Origin of the sequence: Nocardioides sp. WS12 (genome assembly GCF_014108865.1) — a bacterium.
Taxonomy (GTDB): domain Bacteria; phylum Actinomycetota; class Actinomycetes; order Propionibacteriales; family Nocardioidaceae; genus Nocardioides.
The window spans coordinates 3532643-3557828 of the sequence record NZ_CP053928.1 but is presented as its reverse complement, the minus strand read 5'-3'; the positions used below and the strand labels follow the sequence as shown (position 1 = coordinate 3557828).

Below are 25186 nucleotides of genomic sequence, written 5' to 3'. Positions count from 1 at the left end.
GAACATCCGCGATGATGGCGACGTGTCGGAGTTCAGAGCCAGCCCAGCGTGGCCGCCTGCGTCGAACCGCATCCGGATCCTCGACGCCGTCACCACGCTGTTGGCGGAGAACCCCTGGCCTTCGATCTCGCTGACCAAGGTGGCCGACGAGGCCGGCGTCTCGAGGCAGACGATCTACAACGAGTTCGGCGATCGCTCGACCCTGGCCGACCTGTACGTCGAGTTCCTGGTGGACCGTCTCGTCGACCAACACGTGCCGGTTGATGACGAGGCGTTGCTCGTCGAAGGCGACGTGATGCACGCGCTGGCCCTGGTCCTCGGCTCGTGGTTCGCGTCCGTCGTGAGCGACCCCGTCCTCGGCCGCGCCTTCGACCGCTCCGCATCCGGTGGACTGTTCGGGGGACTGGTGGTGGACGAGGCGGCGCTCGTGGAGCGGACCTCCCGCCGCCTCGCCGAGCGGTACGTCGTCCTGGCGCCGGGTCTCCCGATCGACCGGGCCTTCCCGATGGCGCGCGTGGTCGCGCGGCTCTGCATCAGTTACCTGCTGGTGCCCGCGCCGGCGGGCCAGGACCCGGTCGCGGATCTGGTCGCCGTACTCGGGCCGCACGCGGTGAACCTGTTCAACGAGACGTGAGGCGGCAGTGGAGACGGTCGAGGAGTTCTTCTCGCGCTCGGTGCGTTCGTGGCGCGCCGATCCGTCGGACGGCGGCGCGCCGCCGGGTGATCCGGCAGTCCTGCAGCGACTGTTCGACGCCCAACTGCAGAGCCGGCATCTCGACTATGCGGCGCGATGGCTTCAATCGCAGGGGCGTGGCCACTACACGATCGGATCCGCGGGGCACGAGAGCAACGCGGCGCTGGGGCTGCTGACGCGCGTCGACGACCCGGCGCTGCTGCACTACCGCTCCGGCGGGTTCTACGCGGCCCGCGCGGCACAGGCAGGGACGACCGATCCGATCCGGGACGTACTGCTGAGCCTGACGTCCTCGGCCCGCGACCCGATGTCGGGTGGGCGGCACAAGGTCTGGGGTCATCCCGACCTGCACATCATTCCGCAGACCTCGACGATCAGTTCGCACCTGCCGCGCGCGGTGGGGCTGGCCTACGCGTTGGGCCTCGCTCGCTCGGTCGGCCACACCACCCCCTGGCCCGATGACGCGATCGTGGTCTGCAGCTTCGGCGATGCATCCGCGAACCACTCAACCGCCGTGGGTGCCATCAACGCGGCGTCGTACCTCACCCAGCGTGGTGTGCCCTGTCCGATCCTGTTCGTGTGCGAGGACAACCGGATCGGCGTCAGCACGCCCTCGCCGGACGGGTGGCCCGGTGCGATGCTGCAGAGCATCCCCGGCATCGAGTACGTCCACATCGACGGGGCGGACCCCATAGCGCTCCTCGACCGCACCGCGGCGGCCGTTGCTCGGGTCCGGGATGCCCGTCGGCCCGTCGTACTCCACCTCGACACCGTCCGCTTCCTCGGCCACGCCGGCTCGGACACCGAGATCGCCTACCGCACCCAGAGCGAGATCGTCGGCGACTACGAGCGGGATCCGTTACTCGCCACGGCGCGGTGCCTGATGGATGCCGACCACGCCACGCCGGAGGAGATCCTGGCGGCGTACGAGGGAATGCGGACCTGGGTGATGGACGCGGCGCGCACAGCGCTGGACGAACCCCACCTCTCGGATCGGGCACAGGTCATGGCGCCCCTTGCCCTGCCGACGGTCTCACCGCGCATCCCCACACCCGAGGCTCCTGAGGGCGAGCAGGACGGCGCTCGACTGACCCTCGCCCAGTCGATCAACCAGACGTTGGCCGAGTTGCTGGCCACCCACCCGGAGGTGCTGGTCTTCGGTGAGGACGTCGCCGTCAAGGGCGGCGTGTACGGCGTCACGCGGGGCCTTCGCAAGCGGTTCGGTGCCCAGCGGGTCTTCGACACCCTCCTCGACGAGCAGACCATCCTCGGCGTGGCACTCGGTTCGGCGCTGGCCGGGTTCGTCCCGGTCCCGGAGATCCAGTACCTCGCCTACCTCCACAACGCAGAGGACCAGTTGCGCGGCGAGGCGGCGTCGCTCCGGTTCTTCTCCAACGGTCAGTACCAGAACGGCATGGTCGTCCGCGTGGCCGGACTCGCCTACCAGCGCGGCTTCGGCGGCCACTTCCACAACGACAACTCCGTGGCCGTCCTGCGTGACATCCCCGGACTCGTGCTCGCGGTGCCGAGCCATCCCGCCGACGCACCGGGCCTGCTGCGTACCTGTGTGGAACTGGCCCGCCAGGACGGGCGCGTGTGCGTCTTCCTGGAGCCCATCGCGCTCTACCACGCACGCGACCTCGGGGAGGGTGACGGCGCGTGGACGGCTCCCTTCGCGAATGCCACGAGCGAGGATTCGAGCCGACCGCTCGGCGAGGTCGGCGTGTACGGCGACGGGGGTGACCTGTTGCTCGTGACCTTCGGCAACGGCGTGCCGATGAGCCTGCGCGCCAGCGAGCAACTCCGTGAGCACGGCATCGCGACCACCGTCGTCGACCTCCGCTGGTTGTCGCCCCTGCCCCTGGACGCCTTGCGCACCGTTGCCGAACGCTTCCCGGCCGTGCTCGTGGTCGATGAGACGCGAGCCAGCGGGGGAGTGTCCGAAGGGGTCGTGACCGGCCTGCTCGAGCGCGGCTACCGCGGCCGGCTGTCGCGGGTCGCCAGTGCGGACACCTTCATCCCGCTCGGCCCTGCGGCCGCGACGGTCCTGCTGTCCGAGGAGGACGTGGTCGCCGCTGCCCTGTCCGGGCGGTGACGCTCCGCCCGGTCGTCAGTCGGCGAGGACGTGCCGCGCGCCGGCCTTGGTGAACAGGTCCTGGTTCTTGGCGTACCACTCGACCGTGCGGTTGAGGCCCTCTTCGAAGTCGATCTTGGGCGTGAAGCCGAAGTCGTGCAGCTTCGAGGAGTCGAGGAACTGGTCCGGGATCTCGATGAAGTTGTCCGGCTTGGGGATGGTGACCGACTCCAGCTTGTTGTCGAGCATCCCGCCGATCTGCTCGATGACCTGGCGCACGCTGCGGATGTTGCTGAACTCCTTCGGCTCCTTGCCATCAGCCGTGGTGAAGCTGCCGACGTTGTACGCCGCCCAGCCGTAGGTCGCACGACCGGTGCTCGGGATGTCGGTGCTGTAGTGGCGCTCGACGTTCTCACCCAGGAACAGGTAGGAGTCGACCAGGTCGTCGATGTAGACGTACTCGCGCAGTACGTCGGCGTTGCCCAGGTTGATCACCGGCGCCTTGCCGTTGAGCATGCGCAGGCTGGTCCGCGGGATCAGGCGCGAGAAGTTCAGGTCGCCCGAGCCGTAGATGTTGCAGCTGCGAACGATCAGGGCGGGCACCTTGAACTGGAACCCGTAGGTCTGCGTGATCATGTCGGCGCAGGCCTTCGAGGCGCTGTAGACGTCCATGCCGCGCAGCGCGTGGCCCTCGCGGTACGGCAGCGGTTCCGGGTCGTCGAGGTCGGCGTGGTCGCCGTACGACTTGTCCGTCGAGGCGATGAGCACCCGCGGGATGTTGTTGATGCGCGCGGCCTCGAGCACGTTCATCGTCGGCAGGATGTTGTTGTGCAGCGTGCTCATCGGAGCGTTCGCTGCGTCACCCACGATGGCCGAAGCCGCGAGGTGGAAGATCGTGTCGATCTGGTGGCGGTTGCACAGTCGCTGGACCTGCGCGAAGTCGTCCATTTCGCAGACCTCGATGTCCGGCCGGCCGTCGAAGCCGAGCAGGGCAGCGGTGGGCACGGGGCGGTTGTGCCGCACGGTGATGGTGACCAGTGCGCCGCGGCGGATGAGGGCCTCGGTCAGGTTGCTGGCGACGAAGCCGTCGCCGCCCGTGATGAGGACGCGCTTGCCGTACCAGAAGTCGTTCATGGTGGGAGTATTTTTCCTGTCGGACTCATTGGGCGCCCTGCCGCACTTGCGGCGACATTTCACCCACGCAGACTGCGAATTTCGGCGTGGGGGCGGCCGAATTCGGTGACCATAGGTCGAGCGGGCGCGACTCTATCAGCGGCAGGATCGATATGGTGGCGACTGCCAGATCTCGCTCACGAAGGAGTGTCGTTGCAGACCCCAGTCGTCATGTTCGTGTTCAACCGACCGGACCTGACCCGGCGCACGCTGGCCGCCATCAGGGGCGCGAAGCCCGAGAAATTGTTCGTGATCGCCGACGGTCCACGGGCCGGCAACGAGAACGACGAGCGGCTCTGTGGCGAGGTGCGCGCCCTCTTCGATGAGGTCGACTGGCCCTGTGAGGTCCTGCCGCGGTTCGCCGAGACGAACCGTGGACTCGACCCCAACATCGAGGCCGGCGTCGACTGGGTCTTCTCCCAGGTCGACCAGGCGATCTTCCTCGAGGACGACTGCATCGCCGACCCGACGTTCTTCGTGTACTGCGAGGAGCTCCTCGAGCGCTACCGCGACAACAAGGACGTCTGGCTGATCTCGGGGGACACCCACGAGGTGCCCGAGGCCTACTTCGGCGACAACAGCTACGACTTCGCGACGTGGGCCAGCATCTGGGGCTGGGCGTGCTGGGCCGACCGTTGGCAGGCGCACCGGGCTCTCTTCGACCGTCAACACGTGAGCGTGGACGAGCCGGGGCGCCTGATCCCGCCGCACCGCGCCGTGCCGGCCCCGCCGCACCCGGACGCACTGGTCTCCGAGGCCGGCAAGCGCCACTTCACCAAGGTGGCCGACGACGTCGACCCGTCGTCGTACTTCTGGGACCACCACTTCTGGGTCACGATCATCAACCAGAAGGGCCTGTCTGCCGTCCCGCGGCACAACCTGATCGAGAACGACGGGTACGGCGAGGGCGCGACCAACGTGCGCGCGAAGAAGGACTCGATTCCCGCGCGTTCGCTCGAACTGCCCATCCGGCACCCCGCCGAGGTCGTCCTCAACCGGAAGGTCGAGGAAGAACTCGAGCTGGTCATGGTGCGCACGGACAGCCTGCTGCCGCGCATCGTCAAGGCGATCATCCGACCGCTGTGGCTGCGGGCGATCGTCCGCAAGATCATCACCCAGCCCCTGATCTGGCGGCTGGTGCGGAAGGTCCTCCGCTAGAACCTCGGGGCTAGACCTTCGTCGCGTCCGAGCGGGGATCGACCAGGATCTTGGCGTGCTTCTCGGGGTCGCCGAGCGCGGTGAACGCGCCGGCGACACCGGCCAGCCCGACGGTGCCGGTCATCAGCGGTGTCGGGTCGACCTTGCCGTCGGCCATCAGGTGCAGGGCCTGGCGGAACTCGGTGGGCGTGTAGCCCAGCACGAACCTCAGGTCGATCTCCTTGTTGATTGCGATCGCCGGTCGGATCGAGTCGGCGCCCATGCAGACGCCGACGACGACGACGCGGGAGTGGATCGGCGCGCTGGCGATGACCTGGTCGATGATGCCGGGCACGCCGACGCACTCGAAGACCACCGGACCTTCGGGCATCGCGCCCAACTTCTCGGCGGTTTCCATCGCCTTCCACCACGGCAGCAGCGGTACGGCGCGGAGCTTGGCCATGGAGTCGATGGCGAGGTCGAACAGCCCGGATGCGGTGATGAACTTCCCGTGCTCTCCGGCTCGGTCGTACGGCGAATCGGTGGCTGGGTTGACGACGACGTCGGCGCCACACTGAGCGGCCAGCGCCCGGCGTCCGGCCGAGAAGTCGCTGGCGATGACCGTGCGGACCCCGGACGCCTTCAGCAGCGAGATCACGGCGAGCCCGATCGGTCCGCAACCGATCACGACGGCGACCTGGCCCTTCTTCACCTGTCCACGGCGTACGGCGTGCAGCCCGACCGCCATCGGTTCGGTCAGCGCTGCCTTGTCCGAGGGCAGGCCGTTGGGCACGGGCATCGCGAGCGCTGCCTGCACGAGGACCTGCTCGGCGTAGGCGCCGGGGGCGTGCGGGGAGAGGCCGGTCGTGTGGACCGCGCCGTCCGTGCGCAGGATCGGCATCGCGACGACGCGGGTGCCGACCTTGATCTCCTTGCTGGTCCGCGGCCCGCGGTCCACGACCTCGCCGCAGAACTCGTGGCCGAAGACGACGGAGTCGCCGGCCCGCATGAAGCCGTCGTAGCCACTCGCCGCAGCTGCATCGGCCATGTCGTCGGCGTGCATCCGGGCGTGCAGGTCCGAGCCGCAGATGCCGCAGTGGTGCACGTCGAGCAACAGGTGCCCGCGTCCCGGCTCGGGAGCCGGGACGTCGGCGACCTCGAGCTTGGTGTCGTGACAGACGACGGCCTTCATGGATTCTCCTCGGTTCGTGGTCAGTGGAGGTCGGCTCGTACGACGAGCCTGTCACCCTGCGCCCGCGAGACGCACGGCAGCAGGCAGCCCGCGGCGCGTTCGTCGGCGGTGAGGGAGCCGTCGCGGTGGTCCGCGTCGCCCTCGATGACGGTCAGCTTGCAGGTGCCGCAGAAGCCCTGTCGGCAGGAGTAGGGAATCGCGGGATACGCCTCGGCGAGCACGTCGAGCGGCGACCGGTCCGCCGGGACCTCGAAGACCTCACCGGTGTTCTCGAGTTCGAGGGTGAACGCTCGGCCGTCGACGACCGGGGGAGCCGAGAAGCGTTCGGAGTGGAACTCCACATCGGTGCGATCGAGGAGGCCTGTGCGCAACACGTCGATCATCGGCACCGGTCCGCAGCAGTAGACGGCCGTGCCGGTGTCGACGCCGACGAGGAGGTCTGCAGCGGTCGGCAGGCCGTCGGTGTCGTCGGTGCGAATCACCACGCGCTCGCCGTACGCCGCCAGCTCGTCGAGGAACGGAAGGGTGTCGCGGCGCCGACCGACGTAGACCATCGTCCAGTCCACATCGAGCGCGTCGGCGAGCCGCACCATCGGCAGGATCGGGGTGATGCCGATGCCGCCGGCGACGAAGTGGAGGCGCTCGGCGGGGGAGCCGTGGCCGGGGACGGCGAGCGGGAACGCGTTGCGGGGTCGGCTGACCTGGAGCGTGGACCCGACCGGCAGGTCGTGCATCTCGACCGACCCGCCGAGTCCGCCCGACTGGGCGGGGATCCGCCGTACGGCAATCCGGTACGACGTCCGGTCGGTCGGGTCGCCGCAGAGCGAGTACTGACGCTTGCGGCCCGAGGGCAGGTGGACGTCGAGGTGTGCGCCCGGTCGCCACTTCGGCAGCCGCTCACCGTCGGGGGCAGCGAGCTGGAAGCTGACCACGTCCTGGTCGGTGGCGACCACGGTGCGATCGGTGACGACCAGGTCGAGGCCTGCGTCGTGGGCTCGCGGGGTTGCGGGGACCTCGGAAGGACCGACCCGCGTCCACGCCCGGAGGACCAGGTCGGCGGCATGGAGCAGCGGGTCGGAGGCAGTGCTCCCCATCAGCTGGCGGCCCGTGCCGCCGGGCTCTTCGCGAGGTAGGCGACGGCCTGTGCGGTGTTGCCGATCCACTCCGGGGTGAAGCGCGGGTGCAGGCCGAGGGCGGCGCTCCACCCGACGCTGCGCAGGGTGGGCAGGGTGCCGCGGCGGCCACCGCGCACGAGCTCGAACCAGACGCGGGCATAGCTGTGGTCCGGCATGTCGGGGTCCTGCTTCACCAGGTCGTGTGCGACCCGGCCGAGCAGCAACAGGAAGCCGGCGTAGGCGATGCCGAGGGCACCGGCGCGCTGGAAGTAGCCCACGCCGAAGTACTCCGCGACGTCGTGGGCCACCATCCGGTGCTCGACCTCTTCGGCGCCGTGCCAGCGGAACAGGTCGAGGACGGCCGGGTCGGCGTCGTACTCCTCGAGAGGGGCGGTGAGCACCCAGTCGCCGAGCAGGGCGGTGAGGTTCTCGATCCCGCCGATGAGGGCAAGCCGGGCCACCAGGTGCTTGTGGCGGGCGGCGGCCGTGGGCAGGTTCCGCGGCCCGAGCATCTGCTGGAAGATCCGTTCGGCGATGGCGACCATCGGCGCCGTGTCGATGCCCTGGGAGCGGAAGAGATCGGCGAGGACTTCGTCGTGTGCCTGGGCGTGCATGGCCTCCTGACCGATGAAGCCGCGGACCGCCTCACGGAGTTCCGGGTCCTCGATCAGCGGGAGTGCCTCGTTGAAGGTCTCGCAGAACCAGCGCTCGCCCTCGGGCAGCACGAAGTTGATCGCGCTGATGATGTGGGAGGCGAAGGCGTCCCCACGGATCCACTGGATGGGGGTGCGGCTGACGTCGAAGGCGACGTTGCGGGCGTGCAGGGCGACCACGCCCGGGTCGGTCAAGGTCTTAGGCATCGTTGCCTCCTCGGCTCAGGACGTAGCTCGTCACCAGGTCGGCGACGAGTTGGGGATCGGTGACGGGCAGCCAGTGCCCGCGGTCGAGGTCGACGCGGGTGAGGTCGACGGTCCAATCCGCGGCGTCGGCGAACATCGCCGGCGTCATCGCGATGTCCTTCGAGTTCACCACCAGCTGGAGCGGGACCGTGCTCCGCTGCGGGTTCGGGCGCAGGACGGACCGCAGCATGTTGGCGCGGTAGAGACGGACGCCCGCGACCATGTCGTCGGTGAACGTGGCCGCGGGTTGCGGTGCGTCGATGCCCTCGGTCGCCTTGAACAGGCGCGGCCACAGCCGTGGCCCGACCTTCGGGAGCAGTGCTTCCGGCAGCCGCGGCGTCAGGAAGAAGTAGATGTACGACGACGAGGCCGCCTGGCGCGCGAGCGTGGCGAGGTTGCGGGGCGTGGGCCGCTTGGCCAACCCGCGCAGCCAGATCGCCGCCTGGTCGATGTTCGGGCCGGAGATGGACGTGAAGCTCGCGAACCACTCGGTGGCCGACGGTCGGCAGACGACCTGCCAGAGCTGGATCGAGCCCCAGTCGTGGGCGACCAGGTGGACGGGACGGTCCGGGCTCACGGCCCGGGCGACAGCGATGGCGTCGTCGCCGAGCAGTTCGAGGGTGAACAGTTCCTTGGGGCCCGGCAGGGGAGAGGCGCCGTGGCCGCGGGTGTCGTAGGTGACGACGTGGAAGTTCTCCGCCAGCAGGGGTACGACGGCGTCCCACACCGCGTGGGTGTCGGGCCAGCCGTGCACGAGCAGGATCGTCTCGGCGGTCGGGTCGCCGTACTCGAAAACGGCGAGGCGGACGTCGCCGCTGACGACGGTGGTGGTGCGGGGTTCGTGCTGGGTCTGCCGAGTGGCGTCCATGGCATCTCGCTTTCACAGTTCACCTGAACAGTAACCGTACTATGGGTGCCACGACCGGAGGATGACAACGGAAACGGGACTTGATGAAGGTCACACGAGCGGCTCAGCGTCAGGCGACGCGGCAGGCCATGCTCGAGTCCGCCGTCGAGCTGGTGTCGTCCGAGGGCCTGGCGGCGGTGACCACTCGCCGGATCGCGGACGCGGTACGTGTCTCGCAGAGCGCCGTGATGTACCACTTCCCGACCCGCCTGGATCTGCACTCGGCTGCGGTGCGGCACCTCGCCGACGCCATCGAGGCCGACGCCCGCCGCTCCGTCCGGGACGTCCTCGACACCGACGCCGTCGACGCCGAACAGATGATCGACCTCGCCTGGCGCATGCTCGCCACCCCGCGGGCCCTCGCCGTGGCACAACTGTGGATGGCGGCCGGGTCCGAGCCGGCGTACGTCGAGACGGTGCGGGAACTGGAGGCGAAGATCGTCGAGATCGGGCTCGAGGCCCTGCGTCCGTTTGCTGACCGGTTCGAGGACGAGGCCGCGCTCTTCGCGTTCATGGACACGGTGTTCTCCGTGATCCGTGGCCTCGTGATCTCGGTGCCGGTCTGGGGGATGGACTTCATCGAGGAGCGGTGGCAGGGCAGCAAGAAGGTGCTGCTCGGACTGGTGCCGCCCGCTCCGTGACGTCCGTCGATGATCAACCGATTCGGCCCCGTCGGGCACGTTCGGCGAACGCATCGAGTGCATCGGTGACGTCGGTGGCCACCCAGACGACGTAGCGCTGGATGCCTGCAGCCTTGGTGAGGATCCCCGCTTCGCGGAGCTGGTTGATGACCCGATCTGCGGCGGGCTGGGTGAGGCCTGTTGCTTGCTGGACGATCGCCGACGTGACGGCAGGATGGCTGAGCAGCAACGGCAGCACCTGCCAGATCGCGGAACGCCGCCGAATGGTGATCGACTCAGACCACCTCTGGTGGACGGCCGTCAGCTCGCCAGCGAGCTGGCGGCCATTGCCGATGGCTGCGAAGGACGCGTCGGCAAGCCGCTCGACGATCGGGCTTGCATCGCCGGCACGGTATGCGGTCAGCGCCGCGAAGTAGGACCCGGTGTCGGCAAGAAGGCCCGCAGACACCGGCACCGTCGCGCGCGTCGTCGCACCGCCGTGCTTGAGCATCGCGTGGACCAGGGCGCGCCCCGTACGGCCGTTTCCGTCGTTGAACGGGTGGATCGTTTCGAACTGCGCATGTGCGATCGCCACCTGGGCGACGAGAGGTACGTCGGTGCGCGCGATGTAGGTGCACAGGTCGTCGATCGCTGCGGGGACCCGGGAGTGATGGGGTGGCACGAAGGCGGCGCTGTGCGGCGAGGCACTCGAGCCGCCGATCCACACCTGTTCAGTACGAAAAAGGCCGGGATCGGCGTGGTCCTGCCCGCGCATCAATGCTTCGTGAATGGCAAGGATCGTTGCCGGGGTGGTGCTCTCGGCCAACGCGCACGCACGCGTCATCGCATCCACGTTGGAGGCGACGAGGGAGGCGTTGCTCCCGTACTTCGCGACGCCGAGTTCGGCGATGGCGAGGGCCTTGGCGCGCGCCGTGATGTTCTCGATCTGCGACGAGGAAGCCGATTCGGTCCGCAGCAACACCGCCGCCAGGGGAGCGATCTCGGACCCCGGGAGCATGGTCGACAGTTCGGCGTCGAAGCGGGAGATCTCAGCACGCGCGTCGTCCGCCGCGGCCAAGACGTCGGGTCTGACATCGGGGCGGAGAGATGCAAGCGCAGCGGGAATGGCCGCCGCGTAGTCGCGGCCGGCGGTCGTACGCTCGGCGCGGTTGAGGGGATGAGCACTGGCGCGCGGCACCCAGGGCAACCGCTCCCAAGTCACTGCCGTCGTTGTCATCTGCGCACCTCCCTCGGTGAAGTCAGGACAACGTTAACATAAGCCAAGAAGTATTCACTTATGTTAGAAGTGAAAGGCCGACGGCCGCCTTCCCGGTGTACCGCCGGAGCGCGAGTCGTTCTTCCGGGGATGCCGGCGATACCTTGAGGTGTGTTCCACGTGATGTTCCTCGAACCCCGGATCCCGCCCAACACCGGGAACGCGATCCGGATGGTCTCCGGAACGGGAGCCACCCTGCACCTGGTCGAACCCCTGGGCTTCGACCTGACGGAACCCAAGCTCAAGCGCGCGGGACTGGACTACCACGACCTCGCGTCGGTGACGGTGCACCCGGACCTCGATGCCGCGCTGGGCAGTGAAGCGTTGGCCGAGTCGAGGGTCTTCGCGTTCACCGCGCATGCGACCCGCTGGTACACCGACATCGAGTTCCGACCGGGGGACGTACTCCTCTTCGGTCCGGAGCCGACCGGGCTGTCCGACGAGGTGCTGAGCCATCCTCGAGTCACCGAACGGATCCGGATCCCCATGCTGGAGGGCCGCCGGTCACTCAACCTGTCGAACTCTGCGGCCGTGGTGACCTACGAAGCCTGGCGCCAGCAGGGCTTCCCGGACGCACGGTAGGCGTCAGGCGTCCTTGAACACTCCGTGGACCGCCTTGCCCATGAAGGCGCCCAGGTCGTCCGGACCCCAGTCGTTGCTGGGGTCGAGGAGGGATCGCACCGCTGACTCGCACGAGGCGAGGAAGAGGTCGATCAATACCGGGAGCTTGCGGTCGAGGTCCGCGGTCTGCCACCAGTGCGCCATGGCCGGTCGAATCCACTCCACGGTCCGCGCCTGGACGAGGGCCTTCCCGGCGCGAAAGCGTTCGGCGATGGCCGGGTCGGGTTCGCCGGCGAAGACGAGGCGCCAGGTGTCGGGGGAGTTCGTGGCGGCGTGGAGCAGTGCGCGGAAGCCGTCGATGAAGGCCCGCTCCGGATCTTCTGCGTTCGCCGAGCTGTGCAGTGCGGCGAGGATCGCTTCGACCAGGGTCGTGGTCTCCCGGTCGAGGAGTGCGTCGACCAGTTCGATCCGGTCGGAGAAGCACGCGTAGACGACGGGGCGGGTGACGCCCATCGCGGTCGCCACGGAGCCCACGGTCACGGCACCGATCCCGTCGCGTACGGCGATGGTGAGCGCTGCGTCCAGGACCTGGGGGCGGCGGCGCTCGGGGCCGAGGTGAGCAGCGCGCTGCCGTCCTGCGTGCGTCGTCGTACGGGAAGGCATGGGGGTGAGCGTAGGTGATCCCGCGATTTCCTGCACTGATGTAGCAATTTCCTACACCGGTGTATTAATCTCGTTCCACCCCTTCCGGATGGAGAGCTGTCAGATGAGCCTGTTCAACCCGCACAAGCCCGACTTTGCCGAGTACGACGCCGAGACGCGTCGCATCTTCGAGGCGACGATCGACTTCTTCGAAGGCAAGGGCAAGGAGTGGCTGCTCCAGCAGGACCGCGACCGGGTCTGGTTCGACGACTTCCTCGAGTTCCAGAAGCAGGAGAAGGTCTTCGCGACCCTCCTGACGCCGTCGGCGCAAGCAAACGGCGACCCCAACAAGCGGTGGGACGAAGCACGCGTCACCAAGTACAGCCAGATCCTCGGCTTCTACGGGATGTCGTACTGGTACGTCTGGCAGGTCACCATCCTCGGGCTCGGGCCGATCTGGCAGACAGGCAACGAGGCGGTCAAGCGGCGCGCTGCGCAGTTGCTCGACGACGGTGAGATCTTCGCGTTCGGCCTCTCGGAGCGCGACCACGGCGCCGACGTCTACACCTCCGACATGGTGTTGACCCCTGATGGCAAGGGCAGTTACAAGGCCAACGGCGGCAAGTACTACATCGGCAACGGCAACAAGGCCGGCATGGTGTCGGTCTTCGGTCGGGTCGAGGGGCTGGCGACCGGTGCGAAGACCCAGGACGGCTATGTCTTCTTCGTCGCCGACAGCAAGCACCCGGCGTACAAGCTCCGCAAGAACGTCGTCAACTCGCAGATCTACGTCGCAGCCTTCGACCTCGAGGACTACCCGGTCCGCGAGGAGGACATCATCCACGTCGGCTCCGAGGCCTTCGACGCGGCGATCAACACCGTCAACGTCGGCAAGTTCAACATCGGCTTCGGTGCCGTCGGTGCGACCCAGCACATCTGGCACGAAGGCCTCACCCACGCCGACAACCGGGTGTTGTTCGACACCAAGGTGACCGACTTCGCCCAGGTGCGTGCGAACTTCACCGAGAGCTGGGTCCGGCTGCAGGCGATGGACCTCTTCTCGGAGCGTGCTGTCGACTACATGCGCTCCGGCACCGCCGATGACCGCCGCTACCTGCTCTTTGACGCCATCGAGAAGATGACCGTCAGCCGCCAGGGCGCCCGTGTCTACGAATTGATCGCCGACTGCATCGCGGCTCGTGGCTTCGAGAACGACATGTACTACCCGGTCGGCGCGATTGCCATGATGGGCCTGCCGAGGCTCGAGGGCACCGTCCACCTCAACATGGCGCTGTCGCTCAAGTTCCTGCAGAGCTACATCTTCAGCCCGACCGACCCGAGCCTCGCGCTGCTGGCGGTCCGCGGCAAGGCGGGCAGGGTGCCCGACGCGGCGTTCGCCCCGGCGTTCAAGGCCACTCGTGCCGCGATCCGCGCCGCGAAGCCGATCGGTGCGCGGCTCGCCGCCGCATCGCCGGACCTGCCGCCTCGTCGTCGCGACACGGCCGACGACACCTACCTGTGGAACCAGGGGCCGACCGAGGGCCTGAGCAAGGTCGTCTTCCACGACTGGCGCGCGGTCTACGCCGAGTGGGCGGAGCTGCCGAACGTGAAGCTCATGCTCGAGCAGGTCGACGCATTCCAGGCCCTGCTCGGCGCGACCCCGCTGAGCAAGGAGCAGATGCGCGACCTCGACCTGTTGCTGGTCGTCGGCGACATCTTCACCACCGTCGCGTACGGCGACCTCATCCTGCAGCAGGCCGGGATCTCGAGCATCGATGACGACCTGGTCGACAGCATCTTCGAGGTACTGGTCGGTGATGTCTCGGCCCACGCGCTGACGCTCACCCGGAAGCCGTCGCTGACCAACGCCCAGGTGAAGGGTGCCAACGCGATCCAGCGGCGCCCTGCGTTCGACGCCGGCCGATCCGAGCGGGTGTGGGCCGACGCCCGCGCCACCTCCGGCACCTACTCGATGAACCCGTGAGGACTGCCATGACGAAGCACAAGAGCCGCCGCGAGATCACGCCGCACGAGGACCACGGGTTCTTCGGACCGGACTCCATCACCCACAAGGTGTGGGGCCATCCGACGACTCCGCTGATGGGCATCGTCCGCGCCGTGACGATCGAGGAGCTCGACCCGAACCTGCTCGCTGCCGTGCACAACACGGGCGCGAACTATGACCGGCTCGACACCCGCTACGCCCGGACGGTCCAGTACTTCGCCGCGGTTGCGTTCGCGGACAGCCGGAGCGTCTCGAAGATGGCCGACGTCCTGGTCAAGATCCACTCGAAGGCGATCGGCATCGAGCCGGTCAGCGGCAATCGGTACGACGCCAACGACCCGGCCTCGCAGCTCTGGATCCTCGTCACGGGCTGGCACTCGGTGCTCACCGCCTACGAGCGGTTCGGGCCGGGCAAGCTCAGCGAGGCCGAGGTGAACCAGTTCTGGGCCGAGTGTGCGATCGCGGCGGAGTTCCAGACCTGCGACCCGGCCGACGTACCTCGCACGCGTGAGGAGGTCCGTGCCTACTTCGAAGGGTGGCGCCCGCGGCTCGCCGCGAGCGAAGCCACGCAGCGGATGATGCATCACCTGCTGAACGGCGCCAACGAAGTCGTTCCCCGCGGGGGACTGCTGGGTCTGACCCGGCCGTTCGCGAACTGGCTGATCCGCACGGGAACGATCGCGACGTTGCCCCACCACATGCGCCAGCTGGCCGGCATCAATCAGTCGCGCGTCACCGACTTCGCGGTGACCCGGCTCCTGAAGTTCATGATGGCGGTGCTTCACCGGAGCCGGCCGCTGCAGCGCTGGATGCTCGGCATCCTCGCGCCGAAGACGCTGCCGATCGTGGAGCCGTGGTGGCAGGGAATCGCGCCCCTGAACGCAGAGGTGCTCACTCCGGCCGAGGCACGCGAACGCTACGGGTACGTCAAGCCCGCGGAGGCACACCTCGACCTGCGCGCTCGCCAGTACGCGCGTGTCTTCGTCGATCAGCAGCCGCCGAGCGACGAGGGCCTCATCGAGTCGCAACCGATGCTCGGCGCGCTGGGCTGACCCCTGACGCGACGAGGTCGATCACCGGGTCAGTCGGGCGATGGCGGTGTGCACGCGGTCCGTGACGTGGTCGACGCGGCCGATTCCGTTGACCGACGCCAGCAGGCCCCGGGCGTCGTACTCTGCGAGGAGCGGAGCGGTCTGCTCGGCGTACAACTCCTGGCGTCGGCGAATGACGTCCTCGGTGTCGTCGGCGCGCCCTTCTGTGCGTGCCCGTTCGAGGAGCCGCTTGAGCAGCTCGTCGGCGTCGGTGTCCAGGACGATCGCGCCGTTCAGTTGTACGTCGAGCTCGGCCAGCATCTCGTCGAGTTCCTTGACCTGCTCGAGGGTGCGTGGATAGCCGTCGAGCAGGAATCCCCTACGGCAGTCCTGCTGTGACAGGCGATCGCGCACCATCGCGTTGGTGACTTCGTCGGGCACGTAGTCGCCGGCGTTCATGTAGGTCTGGGCCTCGATTCCGAGGGGAGTGCCTGCCGAGACGTTGGCCCGAAAGATGTCTCCGGTGGAGATGGCCGGGATGCCGTAGCGGTCGCAGACGGCCGCTGCCTGTGTGCCTTTGCCGGCTCCGGGCGGGCCCATGAAGATCAGTCGCATTGCGGGTGGTCCTTTCGGGGTTCCATTGGTTGCCGGCGCGACGCTGCGCCAGTTCAGGCGGTCTTGTCGAGGGGCGTGTGGGTGATCCGTGAGGCGTGCAGGCGCGCGTGCTCGATGGCCTCGGGGGTGGTGGCGAAGAGGTGGTTCTCGTGCGCGAGTCGGCCGTGGACGCCGAGTTGGCGCAGGACCTGTTCGTGGTGCGGCTGGACACCGGACAGCAGGACCGTGACGTGGCGGTGTTCCAGGCGACTGATGGTGTCGGCGAGGACCTGAGCGCCGGTGGCGTCAATGGCGGTGACCCGTGACATGCGCAGGATGACCACACGTACCCGGGTCACCTCGGTGAGTTCGAGCAGGAAGTCGTGGGCGGCCGCGAAGAAGAGAGGGCCATCCAGGCGATAGGCGACGATGTGCTCGTCCAGGAGCGACTGCTCCTCATCGCCGTGGTCGGCCTCGTCGAGCGGCATCTCCTGGAGGTGGGCGGACCGCGCGGTCTGCTGGAGTGCGAAGAAGCCGGCGACGACCAGGCCGATGAGCACCGCGGTGACCAGGTCGAAAGTGATCGTGGCGACGGCGGTGATGGACAGGGCGATGGCGTCGCCCCGCGTCGAACGGAGCAGAGCCGTCAGGCTGGAGACCCGAACCATCTGCACTGCGGTGGCGATCAGGACTCCCGCCAGGGCGGCGCGTGGGATCTGCCCCACCCACCGTGCCGCAACCAGCACGATGACCAAAAGCAGGGCCGCATGGACCAGTGCAGCAAGTCGCGATGTCGCGCCCGACCGGACATTGACCGCGGTGCGCGCGATCGCAGCGGTGGCCGGGATGCCGCCGAACAGCGGAGCAACGAGGTTGGCCAGACCCTGACCTGCCAGCTCGCGGTCGGAGTCGTGACGTTGACCGACGCGCATGCCGTCCGCGACGGTCGCTGACAGCAGGCTCTCCAGTGCAGCCAGGGCCGCCACGGCGACGGCCGGCAGCAGCAGGGCATCGAGGTCGCGCCATGGAATGGCGGGGAGCGACGGGCTCGGCAGGCTGCCCGGGATGTGACCGATCGGGGCGGCGCCCCAGGCGAAGACCGAGTTGGCGACCGTGAGTGCGACCACCGCGATCAGCGAACCCGGAAGAAGGGGCATGAACCTGGACAACACCAGGACCAGCGCGATGACCGCGGCGGCGATGCCGAGGGGCACCCACTCAGGATCGGCGCCCCAGGCGCGAGCGCCGCGGGCAGCCAGGACCAGCACCTTCTCTGCGTGTACGTCGACGCCCAGGGCGGCCGGCACCTGCTGCAGCGCGATGATGACCGCGATGCCGATGGTGAATCCCTCGACGACGGGGACCGGGACGTAGCGGATGAACCGCCCTGCTCCGGCATACCCGAGCCCGATCAGCATGATCCCGGCCATCAGCCCGACGACGAGGACACCGTCAGGTCCGTAGGTCGCGATGATCGGCACCAGAACGACGGTCATCGCTCCGGTTGGTCCGCTGACCTGGACCCTGCTTCCACCAAAGATTGCAGCCACTGCGCCCGCCACGATCGCGGTCACCAGGCCGGCGGTGGCGCCCATCCCGGAGCTCACGCCGAACCCCAGCGCGAGGGGAAGCGCGACCAGACCGACCATCACTCCCGCGGTCAGGTCACGCGTCGGCCGGGCATGCGTCCAGTCGGCGCGACGGGGGAGGAGTTGCCTGGTTCGACCCAGGGCTGCCCGTCTGGCCGCGGCCGTCTTCGTCACCTGGGGGCAGTTCGGGTCAGTTCGTTCTCGAGCTCGCCGTTGGTCGCGATGATGCCCGACAGGATGCTCCGAGCGGCGAGGAGGAGGTCGCGCACCTCGGGAACGCTGATCGAATAGATCACTTCACCGTTGTGTCGCTGCGAGATCACGAGCGACGTGCGACGCAGCAGGGCCAGTTGCTGGGACAGGTTGCTCGGTTCGATGGCGATCTTCTCCAGCAACTCGTGCACGGCGTGATCACGTTCGGAGAGGAGCTCGAGGATGCGGATCCGAGCGGGGTGCCCGAGGGTCTTGAAGAACTCGGCCTTTGCTTGGTACAGCGGGACACCCATGACATGAAGACTACATGACTTGATAATATCTTCAAGTCGCGTAGGGTTGCCGATGAGCCAGCCCCCTAGTGAAGGACGACCTGTGAATGACCACCGAGCCCCGATGATCGCCGCGCCGGCAGAGCTGCGGATCGAGGAGGGCCGGGTTCAAGGTGCACTGGTCGTGAGCGTGTCAGGGGCGTTGAAGTTCCCGGCGGCCGTGCAACTCACGCACGCCGTCGAGCAGCTCATCACCGAGGGCGTCGGCGCGGTGACGGTGCTGGACCTCACGGCCCTCGACAACGGAACGGACCACACCGGCATCGCTGTCCTTGTCGCGGCCGCGCGGGACCTCAAGGCTGCCGGCAGCCAGGTCCGCGTCGTGACCGCCGACCGCGCGATCCTGGCGCGACTGCCCTACACCCTGGGCCTGCGGCGGCTGTTTCGCAGTCGCGCAGACGCGCTCGACCTCCAGCTCTGAACGTCAGGGCCGCACACCACGGTTCTTCGGTACGGCGTCCCGGACGAGAGGGAGGACTGCCGTCAGTCCCCAGCCACCGGCCGCGGTCGGACCTGACGTCATCGATCCGCCGAGCACGTCGATGCGCTCGCGGACGCCGCGCAGCCCGTTCCCGGTGCCCTGAATCGGCCGGGTGAGTCGTTGGGCCGGAGGTCCGTTGGTGACCTTCAGGATCAGTTCGCGGGGAGGGGAGGCACCCTGCACGAGGACTTCGACCCGGGCGCCCGGAGCGTGGCGCAGGGCATTGGTGATTCCCTCCTGGACGATCCGGATCGCGGCCTCCGCGACGTCGACCGGAACGTTCTCGCGGTGGCCCTCGAAGCGGCACGACACGTCCAGTCCGGCCCGGGCCGCGTGGTCCGCGATGGCTTCGACGACCGACAGGTCAGGGGTGGCGACCTCGCCACCGCCGAGCATGTCGACCAGGCGTCGCAGGTCGTCGCGGCCCTGGCGCGCCGACTCGGCGATCGTGCGCAGTGCTTGGCTGGCCAGTTCGGGGTTTGCGTCGGCCAGTCGTTGACCTGCCGCTGCCTGGACCACCATGACGCTGATCGCGTGGCCGACGATGTCATGCAGTTCCGCGGAGATCCGGGCCCGTTCGTTGCGCACCGAGACCTGGGTGAACAGTTCCTGCTCGGTCTCGACCTCCTGGGCGAGGGCGGCGAGTTCATCGGCCAGTTCCCGGTGTCGGCGCAGGCTGACGCCGGCGATGAAACCGGGAAGTGACCACCAGAGGAAGTCCGGTGAGTCGACGCCACCCAGGGTCATCAACGCCACTTCGCAACCGATACCGACGCCGGCCCCGACGCCGACGCGTCGCCAGGTGCGGCCGAGAAGGAAGCCCAGGAGGGCGCCCGCAGCGGTCATGACGGGCATGCCGATCGGCCAGAGCGACGTCGTACTGACTGCGCAGGCGACTGCCAGCAGCACGACGGAGCCGATGATCTCCACCGGCTCTCGTGCGCGCTGCATGCTCACGCCCGGACGGGCAGGTGGGCGACCACGTGCGCACGCCCGCGGGTGAGTTTCGCCTCGAAGGTCCCCTGCTGGACCAGCGCGCGCTCCCGCGCGCGGGCGACTGCAGCCCGGACGTCCGATGCGCGTCCCGCCCGACCCGACACCGTGACCTCAAGAGCGGTGTCGTCGAACCGCAACACGACCGACAGGTCCGGGTCGGACTCGAGTGCCTCCAGCAGGTGTTCGACGATGCGGTAGGCCGAGAGCTCGACCCCTGCGGGCAGGGACCGCGGGTCGCCCTGAACAGTCACCGGGGCCGTCGAGTGGCGGGCGAGCAGGCCGTCGATGTGTGCCACCGTGGGCGCGGGGCTGAGGGCGATGTCGGTGCCGCGGAGTTCCCCGACGATGGTCCGCATCTCGTCGAGGGTGCTCCTGCTCTCCTCCTCCAGGAGGGCGAGAACATCCCTCGTCGGAGAGGCGACGCCCTGATCGGCCACCCGGGCGAGCTGATCCAGACGGGCGTCGAGGAGGCTGTCGAGCTCGGCAGAGAGACGGGCGCGGTCATCGCCGACGGCAAGCCGGGTCCGCTCGTCGCGGAGGTGGCGGAGTTCCCGGGTTCGGGTGCGGAGCTGGGTGGCGATCTGGCTCCGTTCACGGGTCAGCAGCCCGGTGCCCCACACCACTGCCGCGATGAGAGCGGCCGCAGGCAGCACCGCGAACGGCGCCGCTGAATCCTTGACCAGAACCAGCGTCTGCATCCCGACCACGGTGACCAGCCCCCAGGCGGCTCGTCGGCGCGGTTCGCCGTACCCAACCAGGAAGGCGAGGGCGAAACTGAGGGGGAGACCGGAACCGCAGCGCACCACCCAACCGAACGCCAGCACGTGGATCCCGACGATCACCGCGACGGCCAGGCACATGGACAGGGCGCCGCGCCGCCACCACAGCGGCGCTGCACACGCTGCCAGCCAGACAGGGACCATCAGCCAGGAGTGTGCATCGATCGTGTGCCGGTAGTCAGGAAGCAGGGCGCTGGACGCGTTGACGTTCTCGACCATCGCTGCGGTGCCGAGCACGACCATCAGCACCACCAGGATGACCTCACCCCACCGGATGCGCGCCTGTCGCTCCATGACTCAATCCTCCCGCTGCCCGACCGGAATGAACAGGCGTGCGGCGGGTGGCTGCTCCTTGCGAGCGCTGCGCAGCAGCGCGATTCCGAGGATCAGCGATGACGGGAACAAGGCAATCGGAGGCAGCGGGTCCTCGAAGCCGGAGGTGAACGTCCCGGCGAGCCCGGCCACCAGCAGGAAGGCCGCAAGGGCGGACGCGATCCTGGCGGCCCTGCGAACCACCCCGGCCTTCCTCAGCCCTTCGGCCGCAGCGATCACGGAGACGAGGGCGAAGGCGGACGCCGCAGCCACGAGGGGCACGGTCAGTACATCGATGTCCCGGGTCAGGGGAGGCAGGTTGTCGGGGCCGAGGTAGCTGCCGGAGTCGATCAGCAGGTAGGCCCACCAGATCGCCGCGGAGACGACGGCCGTGCGCACGGACCACGTGGCGAACGCGGAGGGCCAGTGCTTGCGTACGGCGAACGCGGTCATCAGCATGATGGCCGGGGCCGCGAACAGGATGGGTAGTCCGACCAGGCTCCCGGCGGTGTGCTGTTCGAAGACCTGGGCGATGGCCTCAGCCGGCAACTTGTTGTCCGACACTCCGAGGTCCTCGGCAGCCTCGACGAGTGCCTCCTGGTAGTCGGCGGCGAGGGTGAAGGCGATGACGAGGTAGGCGAACCACACTGCGGCCATGGCGATGAATGCGTGTCCGGTTTGCTTCATGGATGTGTTCATGGCGACGACGCTAGGGACGCGGGACGGTCGGCGCGTCCTCCGTGTGAGCGAACTTCCCGCCCGGAGTCGTCCTCAAGGATGAGAGACAAGGACCGGGCGGGGCGGGACACTGGCGGGCATGACCATTCGCGTCCTGATCGCCGATGACCAGCAGCTGTTGCGCGCTGGCTTCGCAGTGATCGTGGGCTCGGAGGCGGACATGACGGTCGTGGGGGAGGCCTGCGACGGGCGTGAGGCGGTACGACGGGTGCGCGAGCTCCGCCCGGACGTCGTACTGATGGACATCCGGATGCCGGAGCTCGACGGACTCGCTGCGACCGAACAGATCATGTCGATGCCCGACCCTCCGTCGATCATCGTCCTGACGACGTTCGACGCGAACGAGTACGTCTACCGGGCGCTCCGGGCAGGAGCCAGCGGTTTCCTGCTGAAGGACGCACCGCCCTCGCGACTGCTGGACGCGATCCGGGCGGCTGCACACGGTGACGCGCTGATCGAGCCGTCCATCACCCGGCGGTTGCTGGAGCGTTTCGCTGCGACCGACGGGGTCGAGGCGGTGCCGGCTCCTGTGCTCGAGGAGCTGACCGAACGCGAAGCGGCCGTGCTCCAGCAGATGGCGCGGGGGTTGTCGAACCTCGAGATCGCTGACGAGCTCGTCGTGGCGGAGACGACCGTCAAGACCCACGTCGCGCACATCCTCGCGAAGCTGGGTGTGCGCGATCGGGTTCAGGCGGTGGTGCGGGCGTATGCCAGTGGCTTCGTGCCCACAGGTACGACGACCCCGGGTGTCGTCAACCGGCAACCCGCGGTGGGCGGCCCTTCGCAACCTCCCGTCGACCGGATCCTCGCCACGATGCTGTTCACCGACGTGGTCGACTCGACGAACCATGCGGTGACGCGTGGCGACCGGGACTGGACCGAATTGCTCGAGCGCCACCGCGAGGTCGTCCGGCGTGAGCTGAAGCAGCATCGCGGTCGAGAGATCGTGACCACCGGTGACGGATTCCTGGCCACGTTCGACGGACCCGCGCGAGCGGTGCGCTGCGCTCTCGCGATCGTGGAGGGAACCCGAGAGCTCGGTATCGAGATCCGCGCCGGCCTGCACACCGGCGAGATCGAGCTGATGCGGGGCGACGTCGGCGGTATCGCCGTCCACATCTGCGCCCGTCTCTCTGCGCTGGCCGGCGCGGGCGAGGTGCTGGTGTCGAGCACCGTCAAGGACCTCGTGACCGGCTCGGGCCTCCACTTCGAGGACCGCGGCGCACGCGACCTCAAGGGCGTCCCGGACCCGTGGAGACTCTTCGCGGTGAGAACGTGACGCCGAACCGCTGACGCTTCCAACGCCTGGCTGCCATTCGGTGCACGAACGTGCACTGTAGTGAGCGTCACGCCTGCTCGGCGTGGCGCCAACTGCCGGAATGGCCTAGCGTGTTCAGTGCACAGATGTTCACTGAAAGGAAACGGGCATGTCGCTCATCGCTCAGAAGCTGACGTCGTCAGCGGTTGCTCGTCGCGTCCTGAACTCCTCCTTCGCTGCCGCGATGACGACGCCCCACGGCGTCGACCGCTACGTCGAGATGTTCGATCCACTCTGGTCCAGCAACGAGATCCGCGCCGAGGTCACCGCTGTCGAGCGCAAGACCGCTGACAGCGTCACGCTGACCATTCGGCCCAACAACCTGTGGACCGGCTTCAAGGCCGGCCAGTTCGTCAAGCTGTCGGTCGAGATCGACGGCATCCGTCGTACCCGCTGCTACTCGCCGGCGAACTCGCAGTTCCGCCGCGACGGCCACCTCGAGTTGACCATCAAGGTCGACCCCAACGGCCTCGTCTCGCCGTGGCTGCTGGCCAACGCCCAGCCCGGCATGGTCGTGCAGATCTCCCAGGCACAGGGCGAGTTCCACATCCCGCTGCCGCACCCGCGCAGCATCCTGCTGATCAGCGGCGGCTCCGGCATCACCCCGGTCATGTCCATGCTGCGCACGCTCACCGAGCGCGCCTACATCGGCAAGGTCACCTTCCTGCACTACTCCTTCACCTCGGACGACGTGATCTACCGCAAGGAGATCGCCGAGATCGAGGAGAAGTACGAGGGCGTCCGCATCGTCCGCGCGTACACCAACGCTGACAACGGTGACCTCCAGGGCTTCTTCAGCCGCGAGCACCTGGTCGCTGCCGACAAGCACTTCGCCGAGGCCGAGACCTTCCTGTGTGGCCCGATGCCTCTCATGGACGGCGTCCGCGCCGTCTTCGAGGCCGAGGGCATCTCCGACCGGCTCCACCTGGAGCAGTTTGCAGCACCGACCCGCACGGTCCCCACCGACGAAGCGACCGGCTCCCTGGTGTTCGGCGCCTCGGAGATCGAGGTCGAGAACAACGGCCAGACGATCCTCGAGCAGGCCGAAGCTGCCGGCCTGACGCCGGACTACGGCTGCCGGATCGGCATCTGCAACACCTGCGTCTTCAAGAAGGACACCGGTACGACGCGCAATGTCCTGACCGGCGAGATCAACAGCGACGAAGACGTCAACATCAAGACCTGCATCTCGGCGCCCTGCGGCGACGTGTCCATTGCCCTCTGACCCGACCCACCGACCTCCGGGAGATCTCATGACCATCACGCAGGAAACCCCCGCCAAGACGGCCGCCAAGACCGCACCCGCCAAGACGGGCAAGAAGCTCAGCCCGGCCAAGATCGAGGCCTTCGGCAAGGAACTGGACGAGTTGCGCGCGCGCATCGTCGCCGACCTGGGCGAGAAGGACGCGGCGTACATCCGCGACATCGTCGCCAAGCAGAAGAAGCTCGAGCTCGCCGGCCGCGGCCTGTTGTGGGCCGGCTGGTTCCCGCCGGCGTGGCTCGCCGGTGTCACCGCCCTCTCCCTGTCGAAGATCATCGACAACATGGAGATCGGCCACAACATCATGCACGGCCAGTACGACTTCATGAACGACCCGCAGTACACCTCGAAGAACTTCGACTGGGACAACACGATCCACGCCGACAGCTGGCTGTACACGCACAACTACGTGCACCACACGTTCACCAACATCATCGGCAAGGACCACGACGCCACCGGCTACGGCGTCATGCGCCTGACCGAGGAGCAGCCGTGGCACCCGATCTGGCTGCTGAACCCGGTCTTCTGCGGCCTGCTGCAGACGTTCTTCCAGTGGGGCACCGCGATCCAGGAGCTCGAGTCCGAGAAGTTCATGAAGGGCGAGAAGACCTGGTCGGAGATGAAGCCCGGCCTGCGTCGCTTCCGCGACAAGGCTGGCAAGCAGGCGCTGAAGGACTACGTCATCTTCCCGCTGCTCTCCGGTCCCGGTGCGCCGTTCACCTTCGCGGGTAACGCCGCCGCCAACCTGGTGCGCAACCTGTGGGCCTCGTCGGTCATCTGGTGTGGTCATTTCCCGGAGGACGTCGAGACCTTCTCGATCGAGGAGACCGAGGACGAGAGCCACGCCGAGTGGTACTACCGCCAGATCCTCGGCTCGGCGAACTTCACCGGCGCGAAGTGGATCGACGTGCTCTCGGGCAACCTCAGCTTCCAGATCGAGCACCACCTGTTCCCGGACGTCCCGGCGTACCGGTACAAGGAGATCTCGGTCGAGGTGCGGGCGCTCTGCGAGAAGTACGGCATCGCCTACCACGAGGACTCGATGGCCAACCAGCTCCTGAGTGTGTGGAAGAAGGTCTTCAAGCTCTCCCTGCCGGACAGCTTCTACACGCAGTCCAGGAAGGCCGGGATCGCCGAGATCGTCACCTTCCCGATGCGCAGCAAGAAGCAGCGCGCCGCCGCCTGAATGACGCGTTGACAAGGCCCTGCTGCACAAGAGTGCGGCAGGGCCTTGTGCCGTCTGCCAA

Annotated in this window: 24 protein-coding genes and 1 pseudogene; 12 read left to right on the top strand and 13 right to left on the bottom strand. The window is 68.0% G+C overall.

The window, feature by feature from the left end:
- Positions 1 to 22: 22 nt before the first annotated feature.
- Both HRC28_RS17320 and HRC28_RS17315 read left to right on the top strand, forming a co-directional pair.
- Positions 23 to 634: a TetR/AcrR family transcriptional regulator gene (locus HRC28_RS17320; RefSeq protein ID WP_182376695.1), complete on the top strand. Its 612-nt coding sequence runs from the start codon at positions 23 to 25 to the stop codon at positions 632 to 634.
- Positions 635 to 641: 7 nt separating this feature from the next.
- Positions 642 to 2789, top strand: coding sequence for a thiamine pyrophosphate-dependent enzyme (locus tag HRC28_RS17315; RefSeq protein WP_182376694.1), 2148 nt, complete (start codon positions 642 to 644; stop codon positions 2787 to 2789).
- 15 nt (positions 2790 to 2804) lie between these two features.
- Here the strand turns inward: HRC28_RS17315 and HRC28_RS17310 are convergent, their stop codons facing one another.
- A complete protein-coding gene (locus tag HRC28_RS17310) occupies positions 2805 to 3902 on the bottom strand; it encodes an NAD(P)-dependent oxidoreductase (RefSeq protein WP_182376693.1) in 1098 nt (365 codons plus the stop codon).
- Between the two features lie 192 nt (positions 3903 to 4094).
- On the opposite strand from HRC28_RS17310, the gene HRC28_RS17305 reads away from it, so the two are divergent.
- On the top strand, positions 4095 to 5099 hold the full coding sequence (locus tag HRC28_RS17305; protein ID WP_182376692.1) for a glycosyltransferase family A protein: 1005 nt from the start codon (positions 4095 to 4097) through the stop codon (positions 5097 to 5099).
- A 10-nt stretch (positions 5100 to 5109) separates the two neighbouring features.
- Here HRC28_RS17305 and HRC28_RS17300 read toward each other — a convergent pair whose 3' ends face one another.
- Genes HRC28_RS17300 through HRC28_RS17285 form a run of 4 tightly spaced genes read right to left on the bottom strand, consistent with a single transcriptional unit; the run spans position 5110 to position 9152 of the window.
- Positions 5110 to 6270 carry a zinc-binding dehydrogenase gene (locus HRC28_RS17300; protein ID WP_182376691.1) on the bottom strand — a complete coding sequence of 387 codons (1161 nt, stop codon included), beginning with the start codon at positions 6268 to 6270 and terminating at the stop codon, positions 5110 to 5112.
- Between the two features lie 20 nt (positions 6271 to 6290).
- Complete coding sequence (locus HRC28_RS17295) at positions 6291 to 7364, bottom strand: PDR/VanB family oxidoreductase (RefSeq protein ID WP_182376690.1); 1074 nt, start codon at positions 7362 to 7364, stop codon at positions 6291 to 6293.
- Entirely contained in the window at positions 7364 to 8245 is an 882-nt protein-coding gene (locus HRC28_RS17290) for a metal-dependent hydrolase (protein WP_182376689.1), read from the bottom strand. Before HRC28_RS17290 ends, HRC28_RS17295 begins: the two co-directional genes overlap by 1 nt.
- Complete coding sequence (locus tag HRC28_RS17285) at positions 8238 to 9152, bottom strand: alpha/beta fold hydrolase (RefSeq protein WP_182376688.1); 915 nt, start codon at positions 9150 to 9152, stop codon at positions 8238 to 8240. The genes HRC28_RS17290 and HRC28_RS17285 overlap by 8 nt, the downstream gene beginning before the upstream one ends.
- Before the next feature lie 83 nt (positions 9153 to 9235).
- Between HRC28_RS17285 and HRC28_RS17280 the strand changes: the two genes are divergently transcribed.
- Positions 9236 to 9832 carry a TetR family transcriptional regulator gene (locus tag HRC28_RS17280; protein ID WP_182376687.1) on the top strand — a complete coding sequence of 199 codons (597 nt, stop codon included), beginning with the start codon at positions 9236 to 9238 and terminating at the stop codon, positions 9830 to 9832.
- Positions 9833 to 9845: 13 nt separating this feature from the next.
- Here the strand turns inward: HRC28_RS17280 and HRC28_RS25655 are convergent, their stop codons facing one another.
- On the bottom strand, positions 9846 to 11048 hold the full coding sequence (locus HRC28_RS25655) for a Fic family protein (protein ID WP_182376686.1): 1203 nt from the start codon (positions 11046 to 11048) through the stop codon (positions 9846 to 9848).
- Positions 11049 to 11198: 150 nt separating this feature from the next.
- Here HRC28_RS25655 and HRC28_RS17270 point away from each other — a divergent pair, with 150 nt between their 5' ends.
- Positions 11199 to 11669 carry a tRNA (cytidine(34)-2'-O)-methyltransferase gene (locus HRC28_RS17270; RefSeq protein WP_182376685.1) on the top strand — a complete coding sequence of 157 codons (471 nt, stop codon included), beginning with the start codon at positions 11199 to 11201 and terminating at the stop codon, positions 11667 to 11669.
- Between the two features lie 3 nt (positions 11670 to 11672).
- Here the strand turns inward: HRC28_RS17270 and HRC28_RS17265 are convergent, their stop codons facing one another.
- Positions 11673 to 12311, bottom strand: a complete 639-nt coding sequence (locus HRC28_RS17265; protein WP_182376684.1) for a TetR/AcrR family transcriptional regulator — start codon at positions 12309 to 12311, stop codon at positions 11673 to 11675.
- Positions 12312 to 12414: 103 nt separating this feature from the next.
- On the opposite strand from HRC28_RS17265, the gene HRC28_RS17260 reads away from it, so the two are divergent.
- Positions 12415 to 14274 (top strand): acyl-CoA dehydrogenase family protein, encoded by a 1860-nt coding sequence (locus HRC28_RS17260; RefSeq protein WP_182376683.1) that lies wholly within the window; start codon positions 12415 to 12417, stop codon positions 14272 to 14274.
- Between the two features lie 8 nt (positions 14275 to 14282).
- Positions 14283 to 15347 carry an oxygenase MpaB family protein gene (locus HRC28_RS17255; RefSeq protein ID WP_182376682.1) on the top strand — a complete coding sequence of 355 codons (1065 nt, stop codon included), beginning with the start codon at positions 14283 to 14285 and terminating at the stop codon, positions 15345 to 15347.
- Between the two features lie 21 nt (positions 15348 to 15368).
- On the opposite strand, the gene HRC28_RS17250 is transcribed toward HRC28_RS17255, so the two are convergent.
- From HRC28_RS17250 to HRC28_RS17240, 3 genes are read right to left on the bottom strand one after another with little or no spacing between them, the layout of a single operon-like run.
- Entirely contained in the window at positions 15369 to 15941 is a 573-nt protein-coding gene (locus HRC28_RS17250) for an adenylate kinase (protein ID WP_182376681.1), read from the bottom strand.
- Between the two features lie 53 nt (positions 15942 to 15994).
- Positions 15995 to 17683 carry a SulP family inorganic anion transporter gene (locus HRC28_RS17245; RefSeq protein ID WP_182376680.1) on the bottom strand — a complete coding sequence of 563 codons (1689 nt, stop codon included), beginning with the start codon at positions 17681 to 17683 and terminating at the stop codon, positions 15995 to 15997.
- Positions 17680 to 18015, bottom strand: coding sequence for a metalloregulator ArsR/SmtB family transcription factor (locus HRC28_RS17240; RefSeq protein WP_182376679.1), 336 nt, complete (start codon positions 18013 to 18015; stop codon positions 17680 to 17682). Before HRC28_RS17240 ends, HRC28_RS17245 begins: the two co-directional genes overlap by 4 nt.
- Before the next feature lie 82 nt (positions 18016 to 18097).
- On the opposite strand from HRC28_RS17240, the gene HRC28_RS17235 reads away from it, so the two are divergent.
- Positions 18098 to 18475, top strand: coding sequence for an STAS domain-containing protein (locus tag HRC28_RS17235; RefSeq protein WP_182376678.1), 378 nt, complete (start codon positions 18098 to 18100; stop codon positions 18473 to 18475).
- Positions 18476 to 18478: 3 nt separating this feature from the next.
- On the opposite strand, the gene HRC28_RS17230 is transcribed toward HRC28_RS17235, so the two are convergent.
- The 3 genes from HRC28_RS17230 to HRC28_RS17220 are packed head-to-tail and all read right to left on the bottom strand — an operon-like array spanning position 18479 to position 21321.
- On the bottom strand, positions 18479 to 19486 hold the full coding sequence (locus tag HRC28_RS17230; protein ID WP_182376677.1) for a histidine kinase: 1008 nt from the start codon (positions 19484 to 19486) through the stop codon (positions 18479 to 18481).
- A 2-nt stretch (positions 19487 to 19488) separates the two neighbouring features.
- Positions 19489 to 20604 carry a hypothetical protein gene (locus HRC28_RS17225; protein WP_182376676.1) on the bottom strand — a complete coding sequence of 372 codons (1116 nt, stop codon included), beginning with the start codon at positions 20602 to 20604 and terminating at the stop codon, positions 19489 to 19491.
- 3 nt (positions 20605 to 20607) lie between these two features.
- Positions 20608 to 21321: a hypothetical protein gene (locus HRC28_RS17220; RefSeq protein ID WP_182376675.1), complete on the bottom strand. Its 714-nt coding sequence runs from the start codon at positions 21319 to 21321 to the stop codon at positions 20608 to 20610.
- 118 nt (positions 21322 to 21439) lie between these two features.
- Between HRC28_RS17220 and HRC28_RS25425 the strand changes: the two are divergent.
- The 4 genes and pseudogenes from HRC28_RS25425 to HRC28_RS17205 form a co-directional block, all read left to right on the top strand.
- Positions 21440 to 22084, top strand: a pseudogene (locus HRC28_RS25425) (response regulator transcription factor); the annotation flags it as partial.
- Between the two features lie 90 nt (positions 22085 to 22174).
- Positions 22175 to 22639 (top strand): adenylate/guanylate cyclase domain-containing protein, encoded by a 465-nt coding sequence (locus tag HRC28_RS25420; protein WP_237111867.1) that lies wholly within the window; start codon positions 22175 to 22177, stop codon positions 22637 to 22639.
- A gap of 148 nt (positions 22640 to 22787) precedes the next feature.
- Positions 22788 to 23903, top strand: a complete 1116-nt coding sequence (locus tag HRC28_RS17210; RefSeq protein WP_182376673.1) for a ferredoxin reductase — start codon at positions 22788 to 22790, stop codon at positions 23901 to 23903.
- A 28-nt stretch (positions 23904 to 23931) separates the two neighbouring features.
- On the top strand, positions 23932 to 25125 hold the full coding sequence (locus HRC28_RS17205) for an acyl-CoA desaturase (protein WP_182376672.1): 1194 nt from the start codon (positions 23932 to 23934) through the stop codon (positions 25123 to 25125).
- The last annotated feature ends 61 nt before the right edge of the window (positions 25126 to 25186 follow it).